Raw genomic sequence first — 25,649 nt, forward strand, 5'->3', positions numbered from 1 at the left:
CGCTTTGCCTATAGAAACAGCCTTCTTACTGTGGATAACTGACACGTCTCAAGGCTACAATGAGCCCCGTTTTAAGCTCGACAGCTTCTAGGAGACCTTGTGTCGGTGGAACTTTGGCAGCAGTGCGTTGACCTCTTGAGAGATGAGCTGCCGGCCCAGCAATTCAACACCTGGATTCGTCCGCTTCAGGTCGAATCAGATGGAGATGAATTGCGGATCTATGCACCGAATCGCTTCGTTCTCGACTGGGTTAACGAGAAGTATCTTTCGCGCCTGCTGGAGCTATTGTCAGAACGCGCATCAGGGCCGGCACCCTCTTTGTCATTGTTGATAGGCAGCAGGCGAGTCGCTTCTACGCGGCCGGCTGGCGGTTCCTCACCTCGTTCTCAGTCGCAAGTTGGCGCTCCTGCGGCCGCTGCTCCGCCTCCCGCTTCGTTCACCGAACCAGCAACCGCGGCTTCCGCTGCGCCTGTCGCAGCGCCTAGCTCGCCTTCGCGTCCAGCCGAACGTAACGTACAGGTTGAGGGTGGGCTCAAGCACACCAGCTATCTCAATCGGACCTTTACCTTCGAGAATTTTGTCGAAGGCAAATCCAACCAACTGGCGCGAGCTGCTGCCTGGCAAGTTGCAGACAATCCCAAGCATGGCTACAACCCGTTGTTCCTCTACGGAGGTGTAGGGCTTGGCAAGACTCACCTGATGCATGCGGTCGGCAATCATTTGCTGAAGAAGAACCCTAACGCCAAGGTGGTCTATCTTCATTCTGAGCGGTTCGTCGCGGACATGGTCAAGGCGTTGCAGCTCAACGCGATCAACGAGTTCAAGCGCTTTTATCGATCGGTGGATGCTTTGCTGATCGACGACATCCAGTTCTTCGCAAAAAAGGAACGGTCTCAGGAAGAGTTCTTTCACACGTTCAACGCGTTGCTAGAAGGTGGGCAGCAGGTGATTCTCACCAGTGACCGCTACCCCAAGGAAATTGACGGGCTTGAAGAGCGGTTGAAGTCTCGCTTTGGGTGGGGGCTGACAGTTGCGGTCGAACCGCCAGAACTCGAGACGCGTGTGGCGATCTTGATGAAAAAGGCTGACCAGGCCAACGTCGAGCTTCCCCATGATGCTGCGTTCTTCATTGCGCAGCGCATCCGATCGAATGTTCGCGAGTTGGAAGGTGCGCTGAAACGCGTAATCGCCCACGCCCATTTCATGGGGCGGGACATTACTATCGAGCTGATTCGTGAGTCGCTGAAGGACCTGCTCGCACTGCAAGACAAGTTGGTGAGTGTTGATAACATTCAACGCACCGTCGCGGAATACTACAAAATCAAAATATCCGACCTTCTGTCAAAACGACGCTCGCGTTCGGTCGCAAGACCCCGTCAGGTCGCGATGGCTTTGTCCAAAGAACTTACCAATCATAGCTTGCCGGAAATTGGCGACGCCTTTGGTGGGCGCGATCACACGACCGTGCTGCACGCCTGTCGTAAGATTGCCGAACTTCGCGAATTGGATGCTGATATTCGCGAGGATTACAAAAATTTGCTGCGTACTTTGACAACCTGAACAGACTGCGGCCATTTAATAGGCAAGGGACCAGACCATGCATTTCACTATTCAGCGCGAAGCCTTGTTGAAACCTCTGCAGCTGGTGGCCGGCGTCGTCGAGCGTCGCCAGACCTTACCGGTATTGTCGAACGTATTGCTGGTGGTTCAAGACCATCAGCTGTCGCTGACAGGCACTGATCTAGAGGTAGAGTTGGTTGGCCGTGTCGCCTTGGAGGATGCATCCGAACCCGGCGAAATCACGGTGCCGGCGCGCAAATTGATGGATATCTGCAAAAGCCTTCAGCCTGACGCGCTCATCGATATCCGGCTGGATGATCAGAAGATCGTAATCAAGTCCGGGCGCAGCCGCTTTTCTCTTTCGACCTTGCCAGCCAATGACTTTCCCACCGTTGAGGAAGGTCCTGGCTCGCTGAATTTCAGCGTTAACCAGGGCAAGATGCGTCGTCTCATTGAGCGCAGCAGCTTCGCCATGGCCCAGCAGGATGTGCGTTACTATCTGAACGGTATGCTGATTGAGGTTTCTAGCGGGATGTTGCGTGCAGTCGCGACGGACGGGCATCGTTTGGCGATGTGTTCCATGCAAGCCGGTATCGAACAGCCCGACCGACATCAGGTTATCGTCCCCCGCAAGGGCATCCTTGAGTTGGCAAGGCTACTGACGGATCAGGATGGCGAAGTCAGCATCGTCCTTGGCCAACACCACATTCGAGCCACTACAGGGGAATTCACCTTTACCTCTAAACTCGTTGACGGAAAATTTCCTGACTACGAGCGCGTTCTGCCCCGTGGCGGCGACAAGCTGGTGGTTGGTGAACGTCAGACACTGCGCGAGGCGTTCAGCCGTACGGCCATTCTTTCCAATGAAAAATATCGCGGCATTCGGCTGCAACTGGAAACTGGCCTGTTGAAAATCCAGGCGAATAATCCTGAGCAGGAAGAAGCGGAAGAAGAAGTCGCGGTGGACTATACCGGTGGGCCTTTGGAGATCGGTTTTAACGTCAGCTATTTGCTTGATGTGCTGAGCGTCATGACCACTGATCAGGTCCGGCTAATTCTGTCCGATGCGAATAGCAGTGCTTTGGTTCAGGAATACGATAACGACGACTCGGCTTACGTCGTTATGCCGATGCGCTTGTAATCCACATTGAATGTCCCTTAGCCGCATCTCCGTCACCGGCATACGTAACCTCCAGCCGGTGACGTTAAACCCCTCCCCCCGGATCAACATCCTCTACGGTGATAACGGTAGCGGAAAAACCAGTTTTCTCGAGGCGATCCATCTCCTCGGAATGGCGCGCTCGTTCCGCAGCACGCGTCTGACGCCGGTCATAAGCCACGAGCATTCAAGTTGCACGGTCTTTGGTCAGGTCGAATTGGCTGATGAGCAGTCAACCGCCCTCGGCATCTCTCGAGATCGCAGCGGCGACGTACGCATCAGAATCAATGGCCAGAGCGTTCGAAGCGCAGCGGAACTCGCTGAGACGTTACCGTTGCAGCTGATCAATCCGGACAGTTTTCGCTTGCTCGAAGGTGCACCCAAGCTTCGCCGGCAGTTTCTGGATTGGGGGGTGTTCCACGTGGAACACCGATTCCTCCATGCTTGGCAGCGCTTGCAGCAGGCCTTGAGGCAACGGAACTCGTGGCTGCGTCATGGTACACTTGACTCCGCGTCTCAGGCGGCTTGGAGCCGCGAGCTTAGCGCTGCGAGTGAGGAAATAGACGGGTACAGGCGGGCCTACATTCAAGCGCTGAAACCAATATTCGAGGTCACCTTGGCCGCGCTTTTGGATCTTCACGGTTTCCAGTTGAGTTATTACCGTGGCTGGGACAAAGGGCGTTCCCTGGCTGAGGTGTTGTCGGTGTCCATCGAACGCGACAGGCTCATGGGGCATACCCAGGCGGGTCCTCAGCGGGCTGACCTCCGATTGCGGGTAGCCAACCATAACGCTGCGGAAACCTTATCTCGTGGCCAGCAGAAACTGGTTGTGTGCGCGTTACGTATTGCGCAGGGCCATTTGGTCAGTGAAGCCAAACGAGGCCAGTGTATTTATCTGGTTGATGACCTACCGTCCGAGCTGGACGATCAGCACCGGCTGGCATTGTGCCGGTTGCTGGAACAACTGAATTGCCAGGTTTTTATCACCTGCGTTGATTCGAACGTATTGCGAGAAGGTTGGCGCCAAGACACGCCAGTCTCAATGTTTCACGTGGAACATGGTGCGATAGCCCAGGACCACGGCCCCTCGGGAGTGAAGGCATGAGCGAAAACCACACGTACGATTCGTCCAGTATCAAGGTCCTCAAGGGCCTTGATGCAGTACGTAAGCGCCCCGGTATGTATATCGGCGATACGGACGACGGCACTGGTCTGCACCATATGGTCTTCGAAGTCGTGGATAACTCGATCGACGAAGCGCTGGCAGGTCATTGCAACGATATATCAATCACCATACATGTTGATGAATCCATCAGCGTTCGTGACAACGGCCGTGGCATTCCAGTAGATATCCACGAAGAAGGTGTATCTGCAGCAGAGGTCATCATGACCGTCCTGCACGCTGGCGGTAAGTTCGACGACAATTCCTATAAGGTTTCCGGCGGTCTGCATGGCGTGGGTGTTTCGGTGGTGAACGCCTTGTCTGAGGAATTGATCCTGACCATTCGCCGCGAAGGAAAGGTATGGGAGCAGATCTATCGTCACGGTGTACCGCAAGCGCCGCTCGCTGCAGTCGGTGAAACCGAGGATTCGGGCACCGAAATCCATTTCAAACCATCAGCCGAGACCTTTGCGAATATCCACTTCAGCTGGGATATTCTGGCTAAGCGGCTGCGTGAGCTGTCATTTCTGAACTCGGGTGTCGGCATTGTGCTGCGCGATGAGCGCAACGCCAAGGAAGAACTGTTCAAATACGAAGGCGGACTCAGCGCCTTCGTGGCTTATCTCAACACCAACAAGACGCCAGTCAATGAGGTGTTCCACTTCAATATCCAGCGTGATGATGGCGTTGGTGTCGAAGTGGCGCTTCAGTGGAACGACAGTTTCAACGAAAATCTGCTCTGCTTCACCAATAACATCCCTCAGCGCGACGGTGGAACCCACTTGGCGGGCTTTCGTTCGGCGCTGACCCGGAACCTGAATAACTACATTGAGCAGGAAGGGCTGGCCAAGAAGCATAAGGTCGCTACGACTGGCGATGATGCGCGTGAAGGTCTCACAGCGATCATCTCGGTCAAGGTGCCAGACCCGAAGTTCAGTTCGCAGACTAAGGACAAGCTCGTCTCGTCCGAAGTGAAGACCGCAGTCGAGCAAGAGATGGGCAAGCATTTCGCGGATTTCCTGCTCGAGCACCCCAACGAGGCGAAGGCGGTGGTCGGCAAGATGATCGATGCCGCGCGAGCTCGTGAAGCCGCACGCAAGGCGCGCGAGATGACCCGACGCAAGGGGGCTTTGGATATTGCCGGCCTTCCCGGCAAGCTGGCCGACTGCCAGGAGAAGGACCCCGCCCTCTCCGAACTCTATATTGTGGAGGGTGATTCCGCGGGCGGTTCTGCCAAGCAGGGCCGCAACCGCAGGACCCAGGCTATCCTTCCGCTCAAGGGCAAGATCCTCAACGTCGAGAAGGCTCGTTTCGACAAGATGATCTCCTCTCAGGAGGTTGGCACGCTGATCACCGCGCTTGGTTGTGGCATCGGTCGTGACGAGTACAACATCGATAAGTTGCGGTATCACAACATCATCATCATGACCGACGCGGACGTCGACGGCTCTCATATCCGGACGCTGTTGCTGACATTCTTCTTCCGCCAGCTGCCGGAGCTGATCGAACGCGGCTATATCTACATCGCTCAGCCGCCGTTGTACAAGGTTAAGCGTGGCAAGCAGGAGCAATACATCAAAGACGACGAGGCGATGGACGAGTATTTGACTCAGTCAGCTCTCGAAGACGCCAGCCTGCACGTCAATGAGCATGCGCCTGGTCTGTCAGGTGAAGCGTTGGAACGCCTAGTTAACGATTACCGCACTGTGATGAAGACGCTGCAGCGCCTGTCGCGACTCTATCCACAGGAGCTGACCGAGCACTTCATCTACCTGCCACGCGTGTCGGTTGAACAGCTAGGTGATCATGCGGCTATGCAGGCGTGGTTGGAGCCCTATGCGGCGTTGCTCAAAGGCGTCGAACGCTCTGGGCTTGCGTACAAGGTAAGCTTGCGCGAGGACAAGGAACGCAACGTGTGGCTCCCTGAAGTGGAGATCGTTTCACACGGCCTGGCCAGTTACATCACATTCAACCGCGATTTCTTCGGTAGTAATGACTACAAGACCGTAACGGTACTCGGGGACAAGCTGAACAGCTTGCTCGAGGAAGGAGCCTACGTTCAGCGCGGCGAGCGCAAGAAGCCGGTGACGACCTTCAAGCAGGCGTTGGACTGGTTGATGACTGAGGGAACCCGTCGTCATAGCGTTCAGCGATATAAAGGTCTCGGTGAGATGAACCCTGACCAGCTCTGGGAGACCACAATGGACCCGGCTGTTCGCCGCATGCTTAAGGTAACTATCGAGGATGCGATTGGAGCCGATCAGATATTCAATACATTGATGGGGGATGCGGTCGAGCCTCGCCGCGACTTTATCGAATCCAATGCATTGGCGGTTTCCAATTTGGATTTCTAAAATCCTGTCGACGGGCAGATAAATTGTCATGTTTGTGCAAGTTATTGTCATGACTATTTCTGTCACTACCCCGGCCTAGCGCCGGGGTTTTTCTTTATAGATCAGTTTATTAGGCATAGCCACACAGCACCGCATAGATGTGCTGTGTAGTGAAGCTACAAGGAAGGGGCGGAAAAACTCGTTTTGGCGTGGACGAAATTCTGGGAGATTCGGCGGGACGGCTGGGGCGCTGCAATTTATGCCAATCAAAAGGGCATCGCCCATCAGCAGTGATTACTGATGGGTAATGCGATGCGACACGCTTGCGGCTTCTTTAAAACGAACCGTATGCTGATGTGCCTGCCACCCTGCCTGTAGGCAGGCAAAGTTATTTGCATTTCGGCCAAAGTTAAACGGTTCGGCCGGAGTTAAGGGTCACCTAGGATAAAAACAAAGCCCCCGGCAGATGCGGATCTGTTGGGGGTTTTGCGTATTGAACTATGGCATTTGGTGCGACAGCTAGCGGTGTGGCAGCACATTGCGGTGTCGCTACCTTGTTACAATCGGCGCATCACACTCCCCCTCAAAGAGCGCGAGCAATTTTATGAATCGCAGGTAATCACCTGCGCATTCATCATGGCAATTTCGAAACAAGGCACGTCGTTGACTATGGATTATCAGGAACTCAAGCAGCTCGAATCCGACCTCTGGGAGGCTGCTGATCAGCTACGGGCAAACTCCAAACTCACCGCCAGCGAATACTCGATGCCTGTGTTGGGGCTGATTTTTCTAAGGCACGCCACGACTCGTTTTTATGCATTGCTCGAAGAAGTAGAAAACAGTATTCCTACTCGGGCTACTGGTCAGCTGCGTGAAGACCGCATCAAATTGGGGTTTCAGGGTAAAGCGGCAATCTACCTGCCGGAAATCGCCCGCTACGAATACCTCGCTAGTTTGCCTGCCAGCGAAAACATCGCAGCAGCAATCCATGACGCTATGCAGGCGATTGAAGACAGTGTCACCGACCAGGACGGCAATAAGCTGCTGGCCGGTGCCCTGCCCAAAAATTATCACGGGCTAGAGCGCGACCTACTACCTGACCTGATCAAGATTTTTAACCGCCCCGCTCTGCAAAATGCCAGCGGCGATGTGTTCGGCGGATCTATGAATACTTCCTTAATCAGTTTGCCCAGAGCGGTGCTCAGGAAGGCGGTGAGTTCTTCACGCCACCAAGCTTGGTGCGGATGATCGTCAACGTGATCGAGCCTGACCACGGAACCGTGCTTGATCCAGCATGTGGTTCGGCGGGCATGTTCGTACAGACTGGCCACTTCATGGAGGACGTGCGGCACAAGCTTACCCATGATGCGGACATCACTTTCTACGGTCAGGAGAAAGCCGAGGTCAACAGCAAGCTGGCGCGTTTGAACCTCGCGGTACATGGTCTAGAAGGCAAAATCCTGCTGGGCAACACCTTCTATGAAGACCAGCATCAGCTGGTTGGGCAGTGTGACTTCGTCATGGCTAACCCGCCGTTTAACGTTGATGGTGTGCAGGTTACGAAGATCAAAAGTCAGGTTGGAACTCTCGAAGACAAGCCACCCAAGCGTCTGCCTTTTGGTTTGCCTGGCACCGCTGGCAAGAGCCGAGCCAAAGACTCCACCGAGACCATTTCGAATGGCAACAGCCTGTGGATTCAGTATTTTTACAGTTACCTAAATGCCACTGGCAGGGCCGGATTCGTCATGGCGGCCAGTGCCTCGGATGCTGGCAATAAAGACAGAGACATTCGCCAGCAACTGGTGGAGACCGGCCATGTGGACGTGATGATGTCCATCGGGCCAAAGTTTTTCTATACCCGCAGTCTCCCCTGCACTTTGTGGTTTTACGACAAGAGTAAGCCGAAGGAGCGCTTGGACGGCGTGCTGATGATTGATGCACGAAATGTCTACACGGTGGTCTCGGCACGTTCACATGTATTCACTGAAGAACAGCTAAGCAACCTGTCGGCAATTACGTGGCTGTATCGTGGTCAGACTGAGCGTTTTGTTGAGTTACTAGGTCACTACCAGCAGCAACTGACTGAGCATCTGCAACAGTTGCCCGAACGGATTGGCGCTGACAATGAGCAGATCAGCTTGCTAGATAAGGCCCTAAGCGAACTTGCCGCCGCTACCTTACAAGCGACCCCTGTTGCCATTGTCCGTACCAAATTGGGTGAAGACCATGGTTTGATGGATGAGCTGTTGGCCAGCTTTCGTGATGAGTTGAAGCAGGTACAAACGGAAAGCCATGCATGGCAACAGCTCATAGATAAGGCGCTGGAAGAGGCTCAGTCGTTGTTGGGTGAGTTGTCTGCACCAGCCAACTTAGCTGCTCGAAAAACAGCGCAGGGTAAGGCAGAAGCGGGCAACGCCGTCTTCAAGGCGGGCCTTGCCGCGCTTGAGGCCCGTCACAAGGCCTGGCTTAAGCTACTGGATATGGCAGACAAGCAACTACGCAGCCGTCAATGGGCCTCTGCTGGCTATACCTTTGCTTACGAAGATTGCCGTGAGGTGAAAAAAGCCCTACTCCACCGCGATTTGAAGAAACGAGAGCAACCCACGGTGCGTGACTTGGCCGTTGAGGCTTTCAAGCGTGCTGGTTACTTCATCGCTCAGGGACACTGGCTGCTGAGCCGTTTCCCCGATGGCGTTTATGCCGATGTGCCGGGTTTGTGCGCCGTGGTCAGCCGCGGGACTATCGCAGCCAACGATTATTCGCTGACACCGGGGCGCTACGTAGGAGTGGCGCTTGGCGTTGAAGACGACGACGAAGGTCAGGCTTTCCGCGAAAGGATGAAGGAAATCCACAGCGAGCTGGCGGAGTTGAATGACAAAGCTGTCGGGTTGGCTGATCGTATTCAGCTGGCTTTTTCAGAGTTTGCAGAATGAGTTGGTCGGAGCTTCAGCTTGGTAAGGCAATACATGTGAAGCATGGTTTTGCCTTTAAAGGGGAGTTTTTTGCGCCAGTAGGCAATCTCATGGTGGTAACACCTGGAAATTTTCTGGAGCCAGGCGGGTTTCGTGTTCGTGCGGGGAAGGAGCGTTTTTATACAAGCGATTTCCCGGAAAGCTACTTGCTGGCCAAAGATGACCTTATCGTCGCCATGACTGAACAAGGAGAGGGGTTGCTTGGCAGCGCTGCCCGAATACCTGAAGGTGATAAGTATTTACACAACCAACGCATCGGACTGGTGGCTGTAACTGATGCAGCTCGATTGGATAAAGGGTTTCTGTACTGGTTGCTGAACTCAAAACCTGTTCGAACTCAAATTCGAGGCTCGTCGACAGGGACAAAGGTTAGGCACACAGCTCCAGAGCGTATCTATAAAGTCAGGGTAACTATTCCAGATGATGTCTGCGAGCAGGCAAAAATTGCAGAGACGCTGGATAGATACAATGAGCTAATTGAGACAAACCACCGTCGCCTCGAATTTCTGGAGGAATCAGCCCGCCTGCTGTATCGGGAGTGGTTCGTTAATCTACGTTTCCCTGGGTTCGAGCAAGTTAAACGGTTTGAAGGTATGCCTGAAGGCTGGAGTCGCGAGCGACTCGACTCGGCATTGCTGTTACAGCGTGGGTTCGATTTGCCTAATGCTGTAAGAACGCCAGGTAGCATTCCTATCTACGCATCGGCTGGGATCAACGGCTATCACTGCGAGGCAAAGGTTAAGGGGCCCGGTGTTGTGACGGGGCGAAGCGGAACTCTGGGATTAGTTCACTACGTAGCCGAGGACTTTTGGCCTCTAAATACTGCCTTGTGGGTCAAGGAATTTCGCCGTGTAACCCCCCTCTTTGCCTACTTCATGTTGTCGGAGATGAACTTGGCACAGTACAACTCTGGTGCATCGGTGCCCTCGTTAGACAGGAAGGTTGTACATCCCGTTGAGATACTAATTCCGCCGGGAAAAGTCATTGATCAGTTTGACGAGTATGTTGGGCCGCTATTTCAACAGATAGAGTATTTGCGCGAGGCCAATCTGCGAGCGGTAGAGGCTCGCGATGCGTTGTTACCTCAGTTAATGTCAGGAGCAATCCAGGTCTAAGCCACCTGAGCAGGGAGAATGCAGTATGGGCAAGGCCAGTTATTCGGAAGACAAAAATATCCAGGAGCCCGCCGCCAAACTGCTGGCTGATGAATTAGGCTGGCGTTCGGTTTATGCCATGGACGAAGTCCATGGTTTGCCATCTGATCCGGACTCCACGCTGGGGCGTAAGGATCGCAGCGAGGTGGTGCTGGTTCGCGAGCTGGATAAGGCCTTGGCCCGCCTCAACCCCAAGGTGTCGCCGATCAAACTGGCACAGGCGCGTGAACTGCTGCTGGATGCCGACCCAACCAAGACCCTGCTGCAACACAACGAAGAAAAGTGGCGGATGCTGCGTGACGGTATCAGCCTGAAAGCACCCAGTGGTCGCCCCGAAGAGGACGTTCACGTCAAAGTCGTCGAGTTCGCTGAAGGTAAACAGGATGACAATGACTTTTTGGTGGTGCGTGAGCTTTGGGTCAAGATCGGCCCCTATACCAAGCGCTGCGATTTGGTCGGTTTCGTCAACGGCTTGCCTCTGGTGTTTATCGAGCTGAAGCGCCACGACAAAGGGTTAAAAGCTGCGTTCGACGAGAACTATATCGACTATCGAGGTCGTCCTGACGATAGTCACCCGGGCACCATTTCCCAGCTATTTCACTACAACGCACTGGTGATTGTTTCTAACGGTTTGGATGCGCGCTATGGCGGGATTACCAGCAGCTGGGATCACTTTTACCGCTGGAAGCGTTTGGCTGAGGAGGATGCAGACCCTGCCCCGAAACCGGACACTGCACCGCTCAAGCCTATTTTGCCGATCCTGCTGCGCGGCATGTGCAGCAAAAACCGTCTGTTGGATATCGTCGAGAACTACACGCTCTTCGACCACAGCGAAGAACATACCGCCAAGGTAATTGCTCGCAACCACCAATATCTTGGTGTTAATCGCGCTATCGATAATCTGCGCGAAGGTGGCCCTAATGTTCTGGCCGGTAAGCTTGGGGTGTTCTGGCATACCCAAGGTAGCGGCAAGAGTTATTCGATGGTGTTCTTCTGCCAGAAGATTCACCGAAAGATTTCCGCCCGCTACACCTTCGTGCTGCTCACTGACCGTAAGGAGTTGGACAATCAAATCTTCAGCACCTTTGTCGGCTGTGGAATTTCTACTAACAGCCGTGACAAGGCGGCTGGGGCTGAAGGCCTGGAACGTCTGCTGAAAGACGAAAATCGCCGTTATGTGTTCAGCCTGATTCACAAATTTCGCAAGCGCGTAACTGAGCCGTGGTCTGAACGCGATGACATCATCGTGGTCTCCGATGAGGTCCATCGTACCCAGTACGGGCGACTGGCAACGCAAATGCGAATGGCGTTGTCGCGGGCTAAGTTCATTGGTTTCACCGGTACACCGCTGATCGATGGGCTTGAGAAAAGTGAAACCGAACGGGTCTTTGGCAGCTATGTCTCTGTCTACGATTTCCAGCGTGCCGTGGCAGATGGTGCCACCCTTCCCCTCTATTATGAGAGTCGGGGCGAAAAGCTGCACATTGTCGATGAGGCGCTGAACAGGCGTATCGAAGATCGTATAGACCAGGCTCGCGCTGATGGTGACCTAACGGAAGAGCAGGAAGAAAAGCTCTACCGCGAGCTGGCCCGTGATTATCCGGTGTTCACCTCGGATACCCATCTGAATGACGTCGCTACGGATTTCGTCGAGCACTTCCATCAGCGCTGGCGGCTTATGGAGGCACCGCCAAGAGCTGGCCAACCGATCAATTATGGCGGCAATGCCAAGGCGCTATTTGTCTGCATCGACAAGGTCACCTGCGTGAAGATGGCCATCCGAATCAAGAGCAAGTGGGCCGAGAAGATCCAAGCGCTGGAGATCAAGTTGCTGGACGATCAGGCGCCGTTCATAACCAAGGGCAAGCCGTTCTCCGAGGGATTACGTCGCGATGCTGCGCTGATCGAGTGGATGAAGACGACCCAAATTCATCCAATATTCAGTTCAGATCAGAATGAGATCCAGGATTTCAGCCAGGAAGGCATCGACGTCAAACCCTATCGTGAAGTTATCAGTAAGGGCATCGATAGCCGCGATATTGAGGAGTGCTTCAAGGATGGTAAGCATCCGTTTCGCGTCGCTATCGTCTGTGCGATGTGGTTGACCGGCTTTGATGTGAAGTCGCTGGCAACCCTGTATCTCGATAAACCTATGAAGGGCCATACCCTGATGCAGGCCATCGCTCGGGTGAATCGTGTAGCAGCGCACAAGAAAAACGGCCTAATCATTGATTACAACGGCATGCTCAAAAGCTTGCGTAAGGCGCTATCCGTTTACGGGCAAGGTGAGCAGGGTAATTCCCAAGACGACGGCACTGATCCCTTGCTCGATGAGGAGCAAGCTCTTGTGGAGTACGCCGCCGCGATCTTTAAAGTACAGGCCCACCTGACCAGCATAGGTTTTGAGTTAGACGATTTGGCTAAGGCCACAAACGGCGAAGAGCGCTGGCAGGCACTGCTGGATGCGCAGAATGCTATTTCTGTTTCGGCTGAGGCCAAGAAGACCTTCCAGGTGCTTGCCGAGGATGTGGCTGACCGTTATCGCGGGCTATTTCCACGTGATGAGCTGCATCATTACGAGCCCCAAGAAAGTGCTATCGCAGCCATCTACAACATGCTGCAAAAGCCTAAAGGCAAAGTTGATGTCAGCTCAATCATGCAGGAGCTGCGCGGGCTGGTGGATAACGCCCTTGAGGTTGTACCGCTCGATACGCTCAACGAAAAGCCGACTCAGCCATACAACCTGTCTGGTATTGATTTTGAGCGACTACGTGCGGAGTTCGCCAAGTCGAGTCAGCAACAGGCGGTAACTCTGAGCTTGCAGGAGCGGATCCAGGCGCGTATCGAGGCGATGCTGATGGCTAACCCTACACGCGTTGATTTGTATAAGCGCTATGAGGAGATCATCGAGGAGTACAACCGCGACAAGGACAAAGTCGAGATTCAGAAGGTCTTTGATCAATTGCTTCAGGTGCATGATTCGCTGGATCAGGAAGAGCAGCGCTTTATCCGTGAAGGCTTTTCGACGGAGAAAGAACTCGCCGTCTATGACCTGCTCGGCAAGGACAAATCAGCGCTGAGTAAAGGCGACATTGGCAAGTTGAAGAAGGTTGCCATGGATCTTCTATCTGTCGTTGGAGCTCGCCGAGCTGAAATGGGCAATCTGCGTGACAAGGCATCCACACAGGCACAGCTCAAAACCGTGATCATCGACCACATGCTGGTTGGCATGCCTGATGAGTTTTCAAATGAAGACATCGAGGCACGAGCTGAAGTTGTTTTCCGTTTTTTACAGCAGGGATCAGCGGGACAGGTTCTTCACTGAGGCCAATATGAAGGCTTTGGGGTTCCTTCTCAGCTGTAGGTATCCGCGCTTGGAGTTCCTCGCGACGCAACCACACCACGGCTCTGCGTGGAGGCGATATGCTACCCCCCGCCTATTCTGTATTCCGGGTTAATGGTTCTGGGCCTGCCTTAGGCCTGAAAGGAGCCTTGACGTTGAACGTTTGTGAAGGGAGACAGTGCTTTTGATCGGACGGGATTACACGTTTTGTGGAACAGTGACACTACCGGTGGTGTCACATGCATGCTAGGCTTGGCGAAACGATAGCCCAGCTCCAGGCTGCAAAATCCTCCATCCGTTGCGAGGAACTTGCGGCCTCTTTGCGCGACTTGGGCTTCGTTGTGCGTGCTGGCGAGGCAGGCCACAAGGTCGTGACGCATCCCGGTCTAAAGGGATTTTACTCGGCGGCCTATAACTGTGGTCATGGAAAGAACCCCGAGATAAAGCCAGCTTATATCGGGAAAATACTCCGCATTTTGCGGCAGTATGAGTCAGAACTCGACGAGTTCCTGAAGGAGCAAAAATGATCGATCCTCATGCTTATAGCATTGAAATTAGACGCGGAACCTATGAGGGTGAAGTCTGCTTTCAAGCGCGCGTGCTGGAGTTGCCGGATCTTTATGAATATGCCGACAGCTACGATGAAGCCTATGGCCTGGTCATCGAATCGATTGCAATGACAGCCGAGGCTCTCGCGGAGCAGGGCAAGCAGATTCCTGCGCCGTTCGAGCACGTCGAAGAGTTCAGTGGGCGAGTAACACTGCGCCTACCCAGGTCGTTGCATGCGTCGCTGGCGCGCCGTGCGGACTGCGAAGATGTAAGCCTGAATGCGCTGATGGTTTCGATTTTGTCTGCCTATCGCGGTTTCGATCTGGGCATGCAGAACTCGCACGATGAATGGGAACGGCTGGTGCAACCAATGCCATCTCCGATTCAGGTGGATGGTGTTTCCATGGCTCGGCGAGAACTGCCGAAACTGAGTGTTGTTGGCTGGAACGTTGCGGACGCAGCATGAACCTTGAAGCACTCCAGCGGGCCAAAGATGGCCTGCAAATCCAAGATGTGTTCATGAAGGCCTCTAGCTCAAAGCTGGCCGAAGGTTTCGACCCTAAATTCGATCCACGCCTAGAGAGCTTGCAGCTAGAGCTTCGTAATAACCCTAAGCGCTCCTACCTCATTGAAGGTGTCCACCAGGGCGAAAATATTGCGATCTTCCGAGTGGAGATGGAGCTGGGTGCCAGGCAGGTATGCCCCTTTGAGGGTGAGGAAGGCGAAGAAGCTCAGCCGGATGTAGTGGTGCAGATCGACGCTACTTTTATGGCGGACTATGTCATCGCCAATCCTGAGCTGAAAGCGGATCGCGAAGCGTTGGATGCTTTTGCCGTCGCTAATGCGGGGTATCACGTCTGGCCGTATTGGCGTGAATATTTCTCCAGCCAAGTGTCGCGCATGAATTTGCCCAAAGTCATGCTTCCGATGATGCAGTTCACCAAAGCAAGCTCGGCCAACACTGCGAAAAAACCGGAGTAGTGCTGGATTCGCTGATGTTGGCTTATGTGGTTTCAAGCTGAAACGGTGGGCTGATCAAAGCTCTACTGTCAGAGCCTTGATCTCCAGTCCTTCACAAAATCGCCCCACCGCTGTCAGTGAGCGCCAGAGTCTTACCGGCTCCCGCCGCCGCGAGCGCACCGGCAGCCATTTCACCCCGAGACGCAGTTGCCGGCGCCAGGCTTCCCCTTCGCGCAGCAAGCGAAACTTCCGCGCGGCGCCGGCCTCAACCAGTCCCTGCAAGGTGTCTTGTTCGGTGCCTTTTCATCGCCCTGCTCTCCATTAGCCAGTCACCGGGGGTCTGGTATAGCGCAGGGCAGGTGGTCGGTTTCCGCAGCAGGCCGAGCGATCACCGATCCTGGTGCAGGTGAGGGGACGGATTGAACCATAACGTCCTATTAAGCGCAGGGGGCAGGCAATCTGCATTACGACAGAATCGCGGTCGTCAAATGAGCCGAATCCCACTGTCTGAGGTGCCCTGGGCCCAGATTTACGATCTCAAATGACCGACTTTTTATAAACAGCAATACGCCCGGCCACGCCCGCAAATACCAATCCGTAGTGCTCAAGGTTGGCTCGCACGTGTTTACCGAAGCGGTGGCGTGTTGTCCGTTGCAGCGGCGCCCAGGTCACTTCCCCAATGATGTCGCGAATCTTGCTCGCTTGGCCGAGTGGCATTGCAGAAATATTTTTTTTCAGTGTGTCCGAAGCCTTGTCCCAATCCGACGTCTGCATATTGTCCATTCTAAGCTCCTTAAAAGTTATAACCTTATCGGTTTGAGTGATGATGGATTGGTATGAACTAGCCACGAATGGTGATTTCGATACGGTCGATGTCTACACCGAAAGTAATCGCCAGACCGGCTTTTGCCTCCGCTAAGGTCAACGCCTTGATAACTCCTGAAACCGTTGATGGTGTATCCGTGTTGGTTGAGTTCGTAGGCTCTTCCTGTTCCAGCGCTGCCTGAATTTCATCTGGAACGTCATACCCAAGCGCCTTATTCAGGGCAATCCAGGTGCTGTCAGCGCGAGGCCTCGCGAAATCCCTGCAACCGGGCTCTTCGTAGCGTCGGGGCATTACCCCATGAATATTGGCTGCCCGCGCCAAGGCGGAACGGCTCAGGCCGAGGAACTCCCGACGGGCTTTCAGGGCCGCTGGGAATTCAGGGGATGCTGGGTAAGGAAGCATGGTGACTCCTGGGCTGGTGGCGGTAGCGGCAGGATAACGTTTAGGTTGTTACTTATCCAGAAAAAGTAGCAACTTTATTGGTTAAGGTTAGGTGCCAGTTCCGATTGGAGTCTCTTTGCACGGATGCTTGGCCGTGAACCACCGCGCCGATCCGCGAGCCTTTGGCGAGACCGGGGGCTGGTGCATCGCCAGGCAGACGGGAATCCCCTACTCGCAGGCCTGGCATTAGTGGACGCTCATGCGCGCTTCTAGGAAGCGCCCATGCTCAGGGAACCGCTCTTCTAAGTTTCCTCGAATCATCTTCAGCTCTTGGGCGGTGGCCACCGCTTTGTCCCAGGCCGGTAGAAAGCTGAAACCCATAACCAAGGCGCGATGCTTCAAGCGCTTGTAGAGCGGCAAATCTCCCTGATAGGCCGCAAGCAGTAAGGCTTCCCTGAGGATGGTTTTTTGTGTTTCGCCAGAGCGGTAAAGTGCCAGGTCAGCAGCCTGCTCATAATGGCCTAGCGCCGTCTCTAGCTGGCCCGCAAGCACATGCCAGCGACCCTCCAGAAATTCGAGAAAGTAAGTGCTGACCGATTCTGGCTCGTGGATTGATATCTGGTGGCGGAATTGATCCAGGGCGAAGCGCGTTCGAGCCTGTTGGCCGACGGATTTATCGGTGGTGCGCTTTAACTGATCGTCAAGCACTAGCCCGTGGCAGACCATGTCACGCTTATGTGCCGATGCTTGAACGTTCAGTGCTGCCAGCTTTGCCCCGATATCGTCGGGCTGCACATCGCTGAGTACTTCACGCAGGATGCAGTCGCGCAGTTTCAGGTGTGCGGCAGCGGCCTCGTCGAAGACCGCTAGGGCTCGCGCAATGATGAGCCATTCCGTGAATGCGGTGATGAGGCGCTCTCGGACGGTGAACGCACCCAACAGTGTTTTCTGTAGCAGGCTGATGCGTTGCAGCGTGGGCAGCTGTTTCCCCTGACGCCAACGCTGCATCAGTTCTCGCCCGTTCTTGTTCTCACCATTGGCGTCTGGATACAGCTGATGACCTAATCGATGGGGTTCAATTCCGAGCTCATGCTCCAACCATGAAAAGATGACCGCCACTGGATGTTGCTGGTCGTTGAGCAGCATGGCGATAGGGGGACTCGCTACGGCCCTTTGCATTTGCAGCAAGAAGGATGCAGCAAAAGGGGCAAACAAATGGGTAATGAGGGCGGGTAGGCTTTCCTGGCGGGTAAGGGCATCCAGCTGAACGGTTTTGATCAGCTTTATATAGCCTTGGTGAAAGCTCTTCTCCGCGCTCATTACGAAAGCAGTGAAGTCAGGATTGCTCCTGGCCAGCAGGGGCGCTTCGATCAGTTCTTGGCGCAATTGCGTAATCAACTGCCAGTCAAAATCACCTTGCCTGGCCAACTGATCGACATGGCGGTTACTGGCTTTGGTATCGAGTGCCTTGGCGAGTAGGCGGTAGCATTCACCTAGGCGAGGGTATGGTGGCAGTGGGGTGTTTTCTGCTTTCGGCATTGCAGATGTCTCTCTTCATCCGTGTTAGCTGCCCGCTGCTAGCAACGGGCAGTACTCTGGCGATCAGGCTTTTGGCCCCTGCCCACGGTTCCCACCGGATTTGTGGCCGTGTATTTTGCTGGGCAAGTTTCCGCCGGGAAACGGATTGTTGGTCGCTGGTCGGGAATTACCTTTCCCTGCTGTGTCAGAGGATTTTCCGCTACTGCGCTTGGCCATTTGCGCGGTTGTTTTGAGCGTGTGACGAATCATGCTGCATCTCCTGTGTGAGTAGCGGATCGCTACATGGCCTAAGGTACGGAGACGCTTGGCAGAAGGCCCGCGCGCAACTGGTCAACTTTTTCTGTGGGGTGAAGGCTGTTGGACAATTTTCAGCCATCACTCAGCTAAACCCCTTCCCAAGCGCTGCCATCCTCTCCCTGGAGACCTTTTCGAGGACGCGCCGCCGATTCCGACAGGAGATTAATGCAAGTGAATCCTCACTAGGCGTTGCCAGATGCAGCCAGCTTTCGAACGCACCGGTCTACTCTGCACGCGTGACCAACTCTTGGGCCAGGGTTGAGTCAGAAGGTAGTAGTAGCAATGCGCTGGAATAGCGTTTCACCGACATGGCTAGCGTGAGCAGCTCTTCGGCTCCGGGCCCTCTTTCAAGGAAGTTTCGCCCAGGCGCGGAAATTACACGCAGTGCTGTGGGCATTCAGATGCCGAGGCCGTCTTGTATCTTTAAACGCTTAATAAAATTCGTCTCCTCAGTCGCGGTGGTTCTAAGGTATTCCTCATAACTGCGTGTGAATCTGGCTTGGGGGAGCTCAGGGGTATAACCAAGGCCCAAGACCCGCAGATCATCTGGACGCTCGGGGGCCGCCCCAGTCCACGTCAATTGATGCGCTGCAAAACGCCCGTGCCCTGATTCGACCTCCGCTAGCAATTTCGCGCTATCGTTTTCGAAGAACACCGAAAGTGTCAGCCGCTCATGAAAGTCTCGAAAATACGCGAGGCGCAACCAGCCGGTGTCTTCATGCAAGGGGCTTCCGCCAAGCCAAAGCGACAGCTCGGCTAGATGCAGCAACACCTCACTGCGCTCCGGAAACACCATCCACACCTTACGCGCCATGTGGCGGCGCGCGAGAGCCAGTTCATAGAGATCCATCGCCACCCCGCTGGCTTGCCGCGAGTCCCCTCCGACTTTGCAGAACAGCACGGCTTGAGGATCGCCTTGGCTGTCCAGCACCGCAGCGGTGGGCGCTTGAAACACATTGGCGCTGGCGGATTTCAGCACCGCTCCGTCAGGTGCTTCGAAAAACTCCAAGGGTGTTGCGGCTAGGTAGCTAAACAGATCCCTAACCAACCCCTTTGCGGTACGCCGTTTTTCAGCGCGGGCATTGATGGCGTGTGCCAGCATGGGGCTCTGACTGCGTAACTCTGCGAGTCGCTCTGACAGCGCTGAAATACTGATCTGGTTTACTAGGGCTCCAGACAGAAGCTCCTCTGCCAGCAGCGGCGCAATACGTGAAATCTTGTCGAGCAGCTCCATGTGCACGTAACTGCATCGAACCTGCAACTGATCAGCTTCGGGTAGGCAGCGCTCTAGGTAGCGCCCGGCAGAAACCATACGGCTGAGCGTTTTCTGATTCATCCCCAGAGCTTGGGCGACGCTGGCCATTGTGGCGTCTTGCCCTTGCTGCTCGAAGGCCCGCTTAGCGTTGAGATAGGTATCAAACCAGCGGCTATCGACTGTCCGAGCCATGGCTCTCCTTGTAAGGCTTAGCGATTCAATTCGTAGCCTATTACAGAAATAGGTTGACGGGCAATGAATCCGCAGCTACTAATTCTTTCCATAACGTAGCTGGTTAACGAAATTGGAGAAGAAATGCATCGCGGTCTTGAGGCTGTACCTGTAGCGCGCAACGTGTCGAAACGCACACGCCGGGGGCGGCCGTGCCATGTGTTTATGTCCGCCAAGGCAGGCGGGCTCATCTCGATGGAGAGTTATGAGGAGTACAAGCGCGCTGTGCTGCTAGAGCTTGATCCACGAGTGGTGTGTTTTAGCGAGCAGCCTTGGACGATGGAAGTGAATAGCGGGGAAATTCGTCCGACACGGGATGCATTCAAGCCGGTCACCGCTGATATGCGCTTCTACACGCCTGATTTCACCGTGCGCCTAGCTGGTGGGCGCATTCTGATTGTCGAAGTGAAGAAGGCCCTCCCCTCCGCTGAGCGCTCCGAGAAGTACAACTTAGTTAAGTGCCGCTGCCAGGAAAACGGGTTTGAGTTCCTGATGCTTGAAGGAGCTCATCTCACCGCGGCGCTCCTGCGCAACTGCGAATACTTGGTTAGAACCTCGGCTGAATACCTGAAGAAAACGCTGCCGGAGATGCTTGAACAGTTGTTGGAACTGTCTCAGCAGCGCCCCCGTTGGACTTACACAGATCTCGCCCAATTAGCGCCACACGGCGGTTTTGGCGTTTTTATCGGAATTGCATACGGAATTTTTCAAGCGGATTTACAACGCGATCTGTTGTCTGGCCAGGGAGTGATTACACCCGCCTTGGGAGAATTGACTCACCTAGAGCTCGGTTTTGTATGAACAATAGGCTGCTCAAACTCGGCGATCTGGTTAACGACAACAGCCAGTTATGCAACGTGCATGACATTCGCTTGCAGACTGATCAGATCGTGCTGGAAGGTGCCGCAGGCAATCTCGTTTTCTATGGTGTCAGCGAGTTCAACAACCGCGTTGCCCAAGGCCTTACCAAACCGGTGTTCTCACAGCGCTCGACCATTGAAGAGGGGCCATCCAGACAGCTCTCTTTGACCGAAAAAGATGCGCTTAAAGCACGGTTGGACGTGCTCGCGAAAGTGAAGCCACTTCGCGAGTTAGGAGTGCCGTGGCAAGAAATTGCACCCATGTTAGGCGTGAACGCATCCAGGATGCGCACAATTCAGCGCTGGTACTCAAAGTACACCAGTGTTGTTAATAAGCAGTTGGTCGCACCGCTCTACTCGGCTCGCGGTAATCGAGGGTCGAAGCTTTCCGAAGTAACCGAGCAAGCACTGCAAGAGACCCTCCTTGAGTTCTTCAAGGAGTCTGATCGCTTCTGCGTTACCGCGATTACCGAGCTGGTGAACACCCGGGCTAGAGATATCTGCGCGGAGTTGAGGTTGCCATTTACAGGGGTGTCGAGGCGCTCAGTCTCACGCGCCATTCGTAGGATTGGCAACTTTGAATCAGTAAAGGGCCGATTGGATTCACGCACAGCCCGGCAGATTCTGCATGCCGCACTGGAGTTGTTGTGTATCGAGGCGCCATTCGAACGGGTCGAATATGACTCGACGGTGCTAAACGTACACATCGTCAATGAGCACGGCGTTGTGATCGGCAAACCCACGCTTTACCTGCTGATCGATTGTGCTACCGGCGCCATCATCGCTTTCTACCTGACGATTCAAGCTGAATCTGAAGAGACCTTTCTCAGGCTGCTTGAGATGGCGTTCATGCCCCGGGATGAGCTCTTCTTGCAGCGTTATGGCGTCAAGCAAGCACTCACTCCACCTGCGCTGTGGCACAAGATGTGCGGCGACAACAGTGCGGCGCATCATGGCCAAGGGATGTATCACGCGCTCTGGTACTTAGGAGTGGCAAATGAGTTTTCGCAAGCTGGAAAACCTCAGTCGCACCCGTATGTGGAGCGCACGCATGGATCGACGAAAACCGGCCTGATCAAAAAGCTCTGCGGTGCCAACTTGTCGGAAGAAATTCTGGAGAAAAATCCGGAAGGGCGAGCGGTGCACGAAGCCGGATTGACCTTGCCTCAGCTGGAAAATCTGGTGGCGAGGTGGATCTGCGATGTTTACATGAATAAACCACTGGAGCGCCTGACCTATCGCTTTGGATACCGCTGCTCGCCGCGTCAGGCGATGAATGAGCTGACGAAAATCTTTCCACTGGTGCCACCGCCGACCCCCGAAGAGTTTCGAGAGGCCTGCTTGCAATATCGCAGCAAGAAAGTTGTGCTGACCAGCCAAGGAGTTGTGTTCGAGACGTTCCGGTACAACAGCCAAGAGCTTTATGAGCTGTATCTGGCGGCACCGCGAAAATCCAAAGTGGAAATTCGCTGGCACCCGCTGGATGTCAGTTCAATCTCAGTCGTTTCGCCACTCGATCAGAAAGCCATGATTACGGTGCCGAACAAGCAGCGCAACCTGCCACCGATGAGTTTCGGTGAAGCGAAACAGATTCGCCGCCAACTATACAAGTCGGATGCCGAGCTAACCGAGGAGGCGTATCACCAGGCTGCTGTTGAGCTCTATCGAGACATTCACGCGCTGAACAAAGCGGCCAAGGTCGCCAATCGCAAGCGGGGTGCTAGGTCGGCGGACAAGCAGCAGCAAACGAAAGCACTTCAGGCGAACAAAGCCACCAGAGCACCAGACACGGTTGCTTCTTCAATTCTTGACTTGCAGGCGCTGACACCTGCGCCGACGCGCAGCTGAGGTATTCCAGGTGTTCCAGCCACTATCGACACAGCGAGTCATGCACCGGGAGTTCCAGAAGGCCTATGACTTTGCACGAGGTATCGTCGAGCGGTCTGTAGAGGGGGAGCGGCTGATCGCCATGCTCCTGGGCGTGCCTCGGCAAGGGAAATCGCTGATCAGCGAGCTGCTGCTGGCGGACTTTCCTTCCTGCTCGGTTCAGGGTCTGCAAGTGATCCCAATCGTTCGCGTCGTAACGCCAACAAGGCCGACGAAGAAGGCTATGGCAGAAGCAATCATTGACGCACTAGATAAGCGTCGCTACGGGCGCTATACCGCCGAGCAGGCAACGGCGCGAGCCAGCTTCCTGCTGAAGTCAGCCAAGGTGCGAGTCCTTCTCTTCGATGAGATTCAGCATGTGGTGGAGCTCAACACCGCTAGGAGCTGGTATGAAGTCGCCGACTGGCTCAAGACCTTGTCTGACGGGCTTAACCTGTCGCTGCTGTTGGTCGGTTTGCCGGCGGCGCGAGAGATCCTGTCAGTCAACCACCAGCTGCGAGACCGCGCTACCTCTCCCCACATCATCTACCCATACAACTGGAATCACCCAGCGGATATCAAGGAGTTCTGTCGCTGCTTGCTGTCTGTTTCGGAGGTACTGGCCCAGCAGGGCTACACACTGCCATCTATGACGGATCTTGACCTGGTCTGGCGTTGTTATGCCGCCACCCATGGGCGTTACGGAATGGTAGTCAAGCTGTTTGAAGAGGCGAGGCACCAAGCACAGAAAGCCAAGGTCAAGACCATCACGATGCAGGCACTCGCCGATGCTTTCCAGGTGAGCGTAGGCGATGAAGGGGAAGTGGGAAATCCGTTCGAATCTGATGCTGAGCTTAGCGATAGCGTTTTGGTGCAGCGCTATGTCGCTTTGCTGAATGAATCCGGGTTGAAGGCACCCCGGCAGAAAAGAGTTCAGAAAAGCACATCCGGCGATGCCTGCGTTGATGGGGGCGGCCAGCGATGATGCAGATTCACCTAGAACCATTCACTGATGAGGCACTACACAGTTACCTGCTGCGGTTGGCTCAAGGTTATGGCCTTGAGAGCAGTAAGCAGTTGCTGAGAGCGGTAAATCTAAAGCCTCGTCTTTGTTATGACCAAGAGCAGCTTAGGGCGTTGGGGGAAGAGTTTGGTCTGAGCCTCGACGTGCTAACGGCGATGAGCCCAAGCCATGCTGCCAAGGCGCCGATCTCTGACATGAAGTATCAGCGATCAGTATGCAGCCCTATTTGCCCCTGCTGCATCCGCGAAGCTCCCTATGTTAAAGCCATGTGGGATCACGAGCTGATCACGGCATGTCCGAAGCATGGTGTGCTTCTGATGGGTGCCTGCCCCGGGTGTAGTGAGCCGATTACGCGTGACCGGAAGTCGATCCTTCACTGCCAGCATTGCAATTTTCCTTTCGCTGATACCAAGACGAGTTCCGCAGAGGACTTCGACCTGGCCATTTCTGCGTTGATTGCTGGAGCAGACTGTGGGGCCAGAGGCCGACTCCCAGGTGCTCTCCAGTGTGGCAGCCCACCGCTAGATATCGCAGCATTCCTGACCTACCTGGCGAGTCATATACAGCCCAGTGCACTACCTGTTCGGACAGGAAGGGAGCCGCGTCCCAAAACGCTCCAGGAGTCGCGCGCTGTGCTGATGCGCATCTGGTCTGTGCTCGGGCAGTGGCCAATGGCGATTGAGGCCTTTATTGAGGCACGGATTGGCGAGGGTGAGGGTCGCTCTGTTCATCAGCGTGTAGGACGGTGGTTGGCTGTCTTTTATAAGCAGTTTGATCACGAAGTCTACGGCTTCTTTGCAGAGGTGACTGGACGTGTTTTGGCATCCCATTTTGATGGCTGTTTAAGGCCCAGCATCCGAGCAAGGATGCTCGGCGCTGATGGCGTCGATGCTCTGCAATGGTTCTCAGCTGCGGAAGCCGCTCGGCTACTAGGAGTGGCGCCAGACATTCTTACGAACCTGGTCATCACGCAGCAGGTTCAGGGAAGAATTCACCAAGAGGGCACAAATCGGATCATTGCCATACGACGTGCGACTCTCGATCAAATTGCTGCGCAGCGAGCGTCTTATCTCTCGGCAACGGAAGCACGCCAGCGTCTGAACGTTTCGAAAAATTTCTTTGAGCGGTTTATCCAGGCCGGTGGCTTGCGTCGCTACAAGCGCAACGAGCGTGCGGTATTGGTAGCCGGCGAGTTCCGAGTTGAAGACGTCGATCAAGTGATCCAGCAGCTGGCGGGGGGTGCCCGGCAAAAGTCCAAGGCATCCGTATTGATCGGCCTACAAGACATTTCAGCTAAGCATGGCATCTCCAACAGCAAGATCGTCGGTGTATTGCAGGACATCCTCCATGGAACCATTCGCCCCGTGGCGCATGTCAGCTCACTGCCTGGACTCGCCGGTTTGCAATTCGACAAAGCCGAGATCGAGCAGCGGGTGCGGGACAATGACCCTGACGTCGCACTGAGCGTTGACGACCTGGCCCAGGTGTCCGGCTGGAAAGCCGGCGTAATCAAAAAGTGGATACAAGGTGGGTATCTGAAGGCGGTTGAAGAGCGACACGGAAAAGCCAAGCGCGATGTTATCCCGGTCTCTGCGCTAATCCAGTTTCTGCTGACTTACAGCCCGACTGCTGAGCTCTCGAAGCAGCTGAACACTAAAACTCAGTACATGATGCAGTCGTGGCGCCCGGCGCGTATCGAGACGGTTGTGCCGCCGCAGGATATGGGCGGCGGGCAGCGCGGATTGCTGGTACGAACTGCTGATCTCGCACGTGCAGCGCAGTTACGACAACCCACCATCGCTGAGCTGGCGGAGCAGTTGGAGGCTTCCTCATGCTGACGCGCCATCAAAAGATACGGCTCCTCGACGCGCTACTGGAACGCTATCCCGACGAAATAATCACCGGATACGTGATGAATGCTCGCATCGTCTCCGCCTGCCTTGTTGGCGCCGTCTACCAAACATGGGGCTACGCCCAGGGCGAGCGGCTCATTTCCGGTGCCGTCACACAGATCATTCAGTACGAGCGGCGCTGGCTGATCAAAACAGTCGACGGTGATTGCCTCTCCATAGTGAGCTTTGTCCCCGGTGGGCGACGGTCGCTGCTGCACCTGACCGCCCTTTTTGAAACAGCGGCGCTGGCGCATTCGCGCTGGTGCGTCCACTGAGTCGGGGGCAG

20 protein-coding genes and 1 pseudogene are annotated in these 25,649 nt (G+C 54.8%); 15 read left to right on the top strand and 6 right to left on the bottom strand.

Going from position 1 to position 25,649, the window contains the following annotated elements:
- Positions 1-99 precede the first annotated feature (99 nt).
- The 10 genes and pseudogenes from C1896_00005 to C1896_00050 all read left to right on the top strand — a co-directional run bounded on the left by C1896_00005 (position 100) and on the right by C1896_00050 (position 15,213).
- Positions 100-1,560 (top strand): chromosomal replication initiator protein DnaA, encoded by a 1,461-nt coding sequence (locus C1896_00005; protein AZZ43446.1) that lies wholly within the window; start codon positions 100-102, stop codon positions 1,558-1,560.
- Positions 1,561-1,597: 37 nt separating this feature from the next.
- Positions 1,598-2,701, top strand: a complete 1,104-nt coding sequence (locus C1896_00010) for a DNA polymerase III subunit beta (protein AZZ43447.1) — start codon at positions 1,598-1,600, stop codon at positions 2,699-2,701.
- A gap of 10 nt (positions 2,702-2,711) precedes the next feature.
- The gene (locus C1896_00015; protein ID AZZ43448.1) at positions 2,712-3,824 is read left to right on the top strand and encodes a DNA replication/repair protein RecF; all 1,113 of its coding nucleotides are present in this window, start codon (positions 2,712-2,714) and stop codon (positions 3,822-3,824) included.
- A complete protein-coding gene (gene gyrB / locus C1896_00020; GenBank protein ID AZZ43449.1) occupies positions 3,821-6,235 on the top strand; it encodes a DNA topoisomerase (ATP-hydrolyzing) subunit B in 2,415 nt (804 codons plus the stop codon). Before C1896_00015 ends, gyrB begins: the two co-directional genes overlap by 4 nt.
- A gap of 648 nt (positions 6,236-6,883) precedes the next feature.
- Positions 6,884-9,147: pseudogene (locus C1896_00025) on the top strand (DNA methyltransferase).
- A complete protein-coding gene (locus C1896_00030; GenBank protein AZZ43450.1) occupies positions 9,144-10,301 on the top strand; it encodes a hypothetical protein in 1,158 nt (385 codons plus the stop codon). The pseudogene C1896_00025 and the gene C1896_00030 overlap by 4 nt, the downstream one beginning before the upstream one ends.
- 25 nt (positions 10,302-10,326) lie before the next feature.
- Positions 10,327-13,665: a type I restriction endonuclease subunit R gene (locus tag C1896_00035; GenBank protein ID AZZ43451.1), complete on the top strand. Its 3,339-nt coding sequence runs from the start codon at positions 10,327-10,329 to the stop codon at positions 13,663-13,665.
- 257 nt (positions 13,666-13,922) lie between these two features.
- The gene (locus C1896_00040) at positions 13,923-14,210 is read left to right on the top strand and encodes a hypothetical protein (protein AZZ43452.1); all 288 of its coding nucleotides are present in this window, start codon (positions 13,923-13,925) and stop codon (positions 14,208-14,210) included.
- On the top strand, positions 14,207-14,698 hold the full coding sequence (locus C1896_00045) for a toxin-antitoxin system HicB family antitoxin (GenBank protein ID AZZ43453.1): 492 nt from the start codon (positions 14,207-14,209) through the stop codon (positions 14,696-14,698). Before C1896_00040 ends, C1896_00045 begins: the two co-directional genes overlap by 4 nt.
- A complete protein-coding gene (locus tag C1896_00050) occupies positions 14,695-15,213 on the top strand; it encodes a preprotein translocase subunit SecB (GenBank protein ID AZZ43454.1) in 519 nt (172 codons plus the stop codon). Before C1896_00045 ends, C1896_00050 begins: the two co-directional genes overlap by 4 nt.
- A gap of 54 nt (positions 15,214-15,267) precedes the next feature.
- On the opposite strand, the gene C1896_00055 is transcribed toward C1896_00050, so the two are convergent.
- The 6 genes from C1896_00055 to C1896_00080 form a co-directional block, all read right to left on the bottom strand.
- A complete protein-coding gene (locus C1896_00055) occupies positions 15,268-15,474 on the bottom strand; it encodes a hypothetical protein (protein ID AZZ43455.1) in 207 nt (68 codons plus the stop codon).
- A 255-nt stretch (positions 15,475-15,729) separates the two neighbouring features.
- Positions 15,730-15,975, bottom strand: coding sequence for a hypothetical protein (locus tag C1896_00060; protein ID AZZ43456.1), 246 nt, complete (start codon positions 15,973-15,975; stop codon positions 15,730-15,732).
- A gap of 58 nt (positions 15,976-16,033) precedes the next feature.
- Positions 16,034-16,420: a hypothetical protein gene (locus C1896_00065; GenBank protein ID AZZ43457.1), complete on the bottom strand. Its 387-nt coding sequence runs from the start codon at positions 16,418-16,420 to the stop codon at positions 16,034-16,036.
- Between the two features lie 225 nt (positions 16,421-16,645).
- Entirely contained in the window at positions 16,646-17,938 is a 1,293-nt protein-coding gene (locus tag C1896_00070) for a hypothetical protein (protein ID AZZ43458.1), read from the bottom strand.
- Positions 17,939-18,001: 63 nt separating this feature from the next.
- The gene (locus C1896_00075) at positions 18,002-18,187 is read right to left on the bottom strand and encodes a hypothetical protein (GenBank protein AZZ43459.1); all 186 of its coding nucleotides are present in this window, start codon (positions 18,185-18,187) and stop codon (positions 18,002-18,004) included.
- A gap of 445 nt (positions 18,188-18,632) precedes the next feature.
- Complete coding sequence (locus tag C1896_00080) at positions 18,633-19,682, bottom strand: hypothetical protein (GenBank protein ID AZZ43460.1); 1,050 nt, start codon at positions 19,680-19,682, stop codon at positions 18,633-18,635.
- Positions 19,683-19,805: 123 nt separating this feature from the next.
- Between C1896_00080 and C1896_00085 the strand changes: the two genes are divergently transcribed.
- Genes C1896_00085 through C1896_00105 form a run of 5 tightly spaced genes read left to right on the top strand, consistent with a single transcriptional unit; the run spans position 19,806 to position 25,638 of the window.
- Positions 19,806-20,522 carry a hypothetical protein gene (locus C1896_00085; GenBank protein ID AZZ43461.1) on the top strand — a complete coding sequence of 239 codons (717 nt, stop codon included), beginning with the start codon at positions 19,806-19,808 and terminating at the stop codon, positions 20,520-20,522.
- Positions 20,519-22,429, top strand: a complete 1,911-nt coding sequence (locus C1896_00090; protein AZZ43462.1) for a hypothetical protein — start codon at positions 20,519-20,521, stop codon at positions 22,427-22,429. The genes C1896_00085 and C1896_00090 overlap by 4 nt, the downstream gene beginning before the upstream one ends.
- A gap of 40 nt (positions 22,430-22,469) precedes the next feature.
- Positions 22,470-23,432: a transposase gene (locus C1896_00095; GenBank protein AZZ43463.1), complete on the top strand. Its 963-nt coding sequence runs from the start codon at positions 22,470-22,472 to the stop codon at positions 23,430-23,432.
- On the top strand, positions 23,429-25,309 hold the full coding sequence (locus C1896_00100; protein ID AZZ43464.1) for a hypothetical protein: 1,881 nt from the start codon (positions 23,429-23,431) through the stop codon (positions 25,307-25,309). Before C1896_00095 ends, C1896_00100 begins: the two co-directional genes overlap by 4 nt.
- A complete protein-coding gene (locus C1896_00105; protein AZZ43465.1) occupies positions 25,303-25,638 on the top strand; it encodes a hypothetical protein in 336 nt (111 codons plus the stop codon). Before C1896_00100 ends, C1896_00105 begins: the two co-directional genes overlap by 7 nt.
- Positions 25,639-25,649 lie beyond the last annotated feature (11 nt).

It is taken from the genome of Pseudomonadaceae bacterium SI-3 (assembly GCA_004010935.1).
Classification (GTDB): Bacteria; Pseudomonadota; Gammaproteobacteria; order Pseudomonadales; family Pseudomonadaceae; genus Stutzerimonas.

Bases quoted from the DNA above. Each gene is read 5' to 3' on its own strand.
- C1896_00070 (AZZ43458.1), bottom strand. From the start codon at position 17,938: ATGCCGAAAGCAGAAAACACCCCACTGCCACCATACCCTCGCCTAGGT.
- C1896_00095 (AZZ43463.1), top strand. From the start codon at position 22,470: ATGCACCGGGAGTTCCAGAAGGCCTATGACTTTGCACGAGGTATCGTC.
- C1896_00065 (AZZ43457.1), bottom strand. From the start codon at position 16,420: ATGCTTCCTTACCCAGCATCCCCTGAATTCCCAGCGGCCCTGAAAGCC.
- C1896_00085 (AZZ43461.1), top strand. From the start codon at position 19,806: ATGCATCGCGGTCTTGAGGCTGTACCTGTAGCGCGCAACGTGTCGAAA.
- C1896_00060 (AZZ43456.1), bottom strand. From the start codon at position 15,975: ATGGACAATATGCAGACGTCGGATTGGGACAAGGCTTCGGACACACTG.
- C1896_00035 (AZZ43451.1), top strand. From the start codon at position 10,327: ATGGGCAAGGCCAGTTATTCGGAAGACAAAAATATCCAGGAGCCCGCC.
- C1896_00100 (AZZ43464.1), top strand. From the start codon at position 23,429: ATGATGCAGATTCACCTAGAACCATTCACTGATGAGGCACTACACAGT.
- C1896_00015 (AZZ43448.1), top strand. From the start codon at position 2,712: ATGTCCCTTAGCCGCATCTCCGTCACCGGCATACGTAACCTCCAGCCG.
- C1896_00050 (AZZ43454.1), top strand. From the start codon at position 14,695: ATGAACCTTGAAGCACTCCAGCGGGCCAAAGATGGCCTGCAAATCCAA.
- C1896_00010 (AZZ43447.1), top strand. From the start codon at position 1,598: ATGCATTTCACTATTCAGCGCGAAGCCTTGTTGAAACCTCTGCAGCTG.
- C1896_00030 (AZZ43450.1), top strand. From the start codon at position 9,144: ATGAGTTGGTCGGAGCTTCAGCTTGGTAAGGCAATACATGTGAAGCAT.
- C1896_00075 (AZZ43459.1), bottom strand. From the start codon at position 18,187: ATGATTCGTCACACGCTCAAAACAACCGCGCAAATGGCCAAGCGCAGT.
- C1896_00045 (AZZ43453.1), top strand. From the start codon at position 14,207: ATGATCGATCCTCATGCTTATAGCATTGAAATTAGACGCGGAACCTAT.
- C1896_00080 (AZZ43460.1), bottom strand. From the start codon at position 19,682: ATGGCTCGGACAGTCGATAGCCGCTGGTTTGATACCTATCTCAACGCT.
- C1896_00105 (AZZ43465.1), top strand. From the start codon at position 25,303: ATGCTGACGCGCCATCAAAAGATACGGCTCCTCGACGCGCTACTGGAA.
- gyrB (AZZ43449.1), top strand. From the start codon at position 3,821: ATGAGCGAAAACCACACGTACGATTCGTCCAGTATCAAGGTCCTCAAG.
- C1896_00090 (AZZ43462.1), top strand. From the start codon at position 20,519: ATGAACAATAGGCTGCTCAAACTCGGCGATCTGGTTAACGACAACAGC.
- C1896_00040 (AZZ43452.1), top strand. From the start codon at position 13,923: ATGCATGCTAGGCTTGGCGAAACGATAGCCCAGCTCCAGGCTGCAAAA.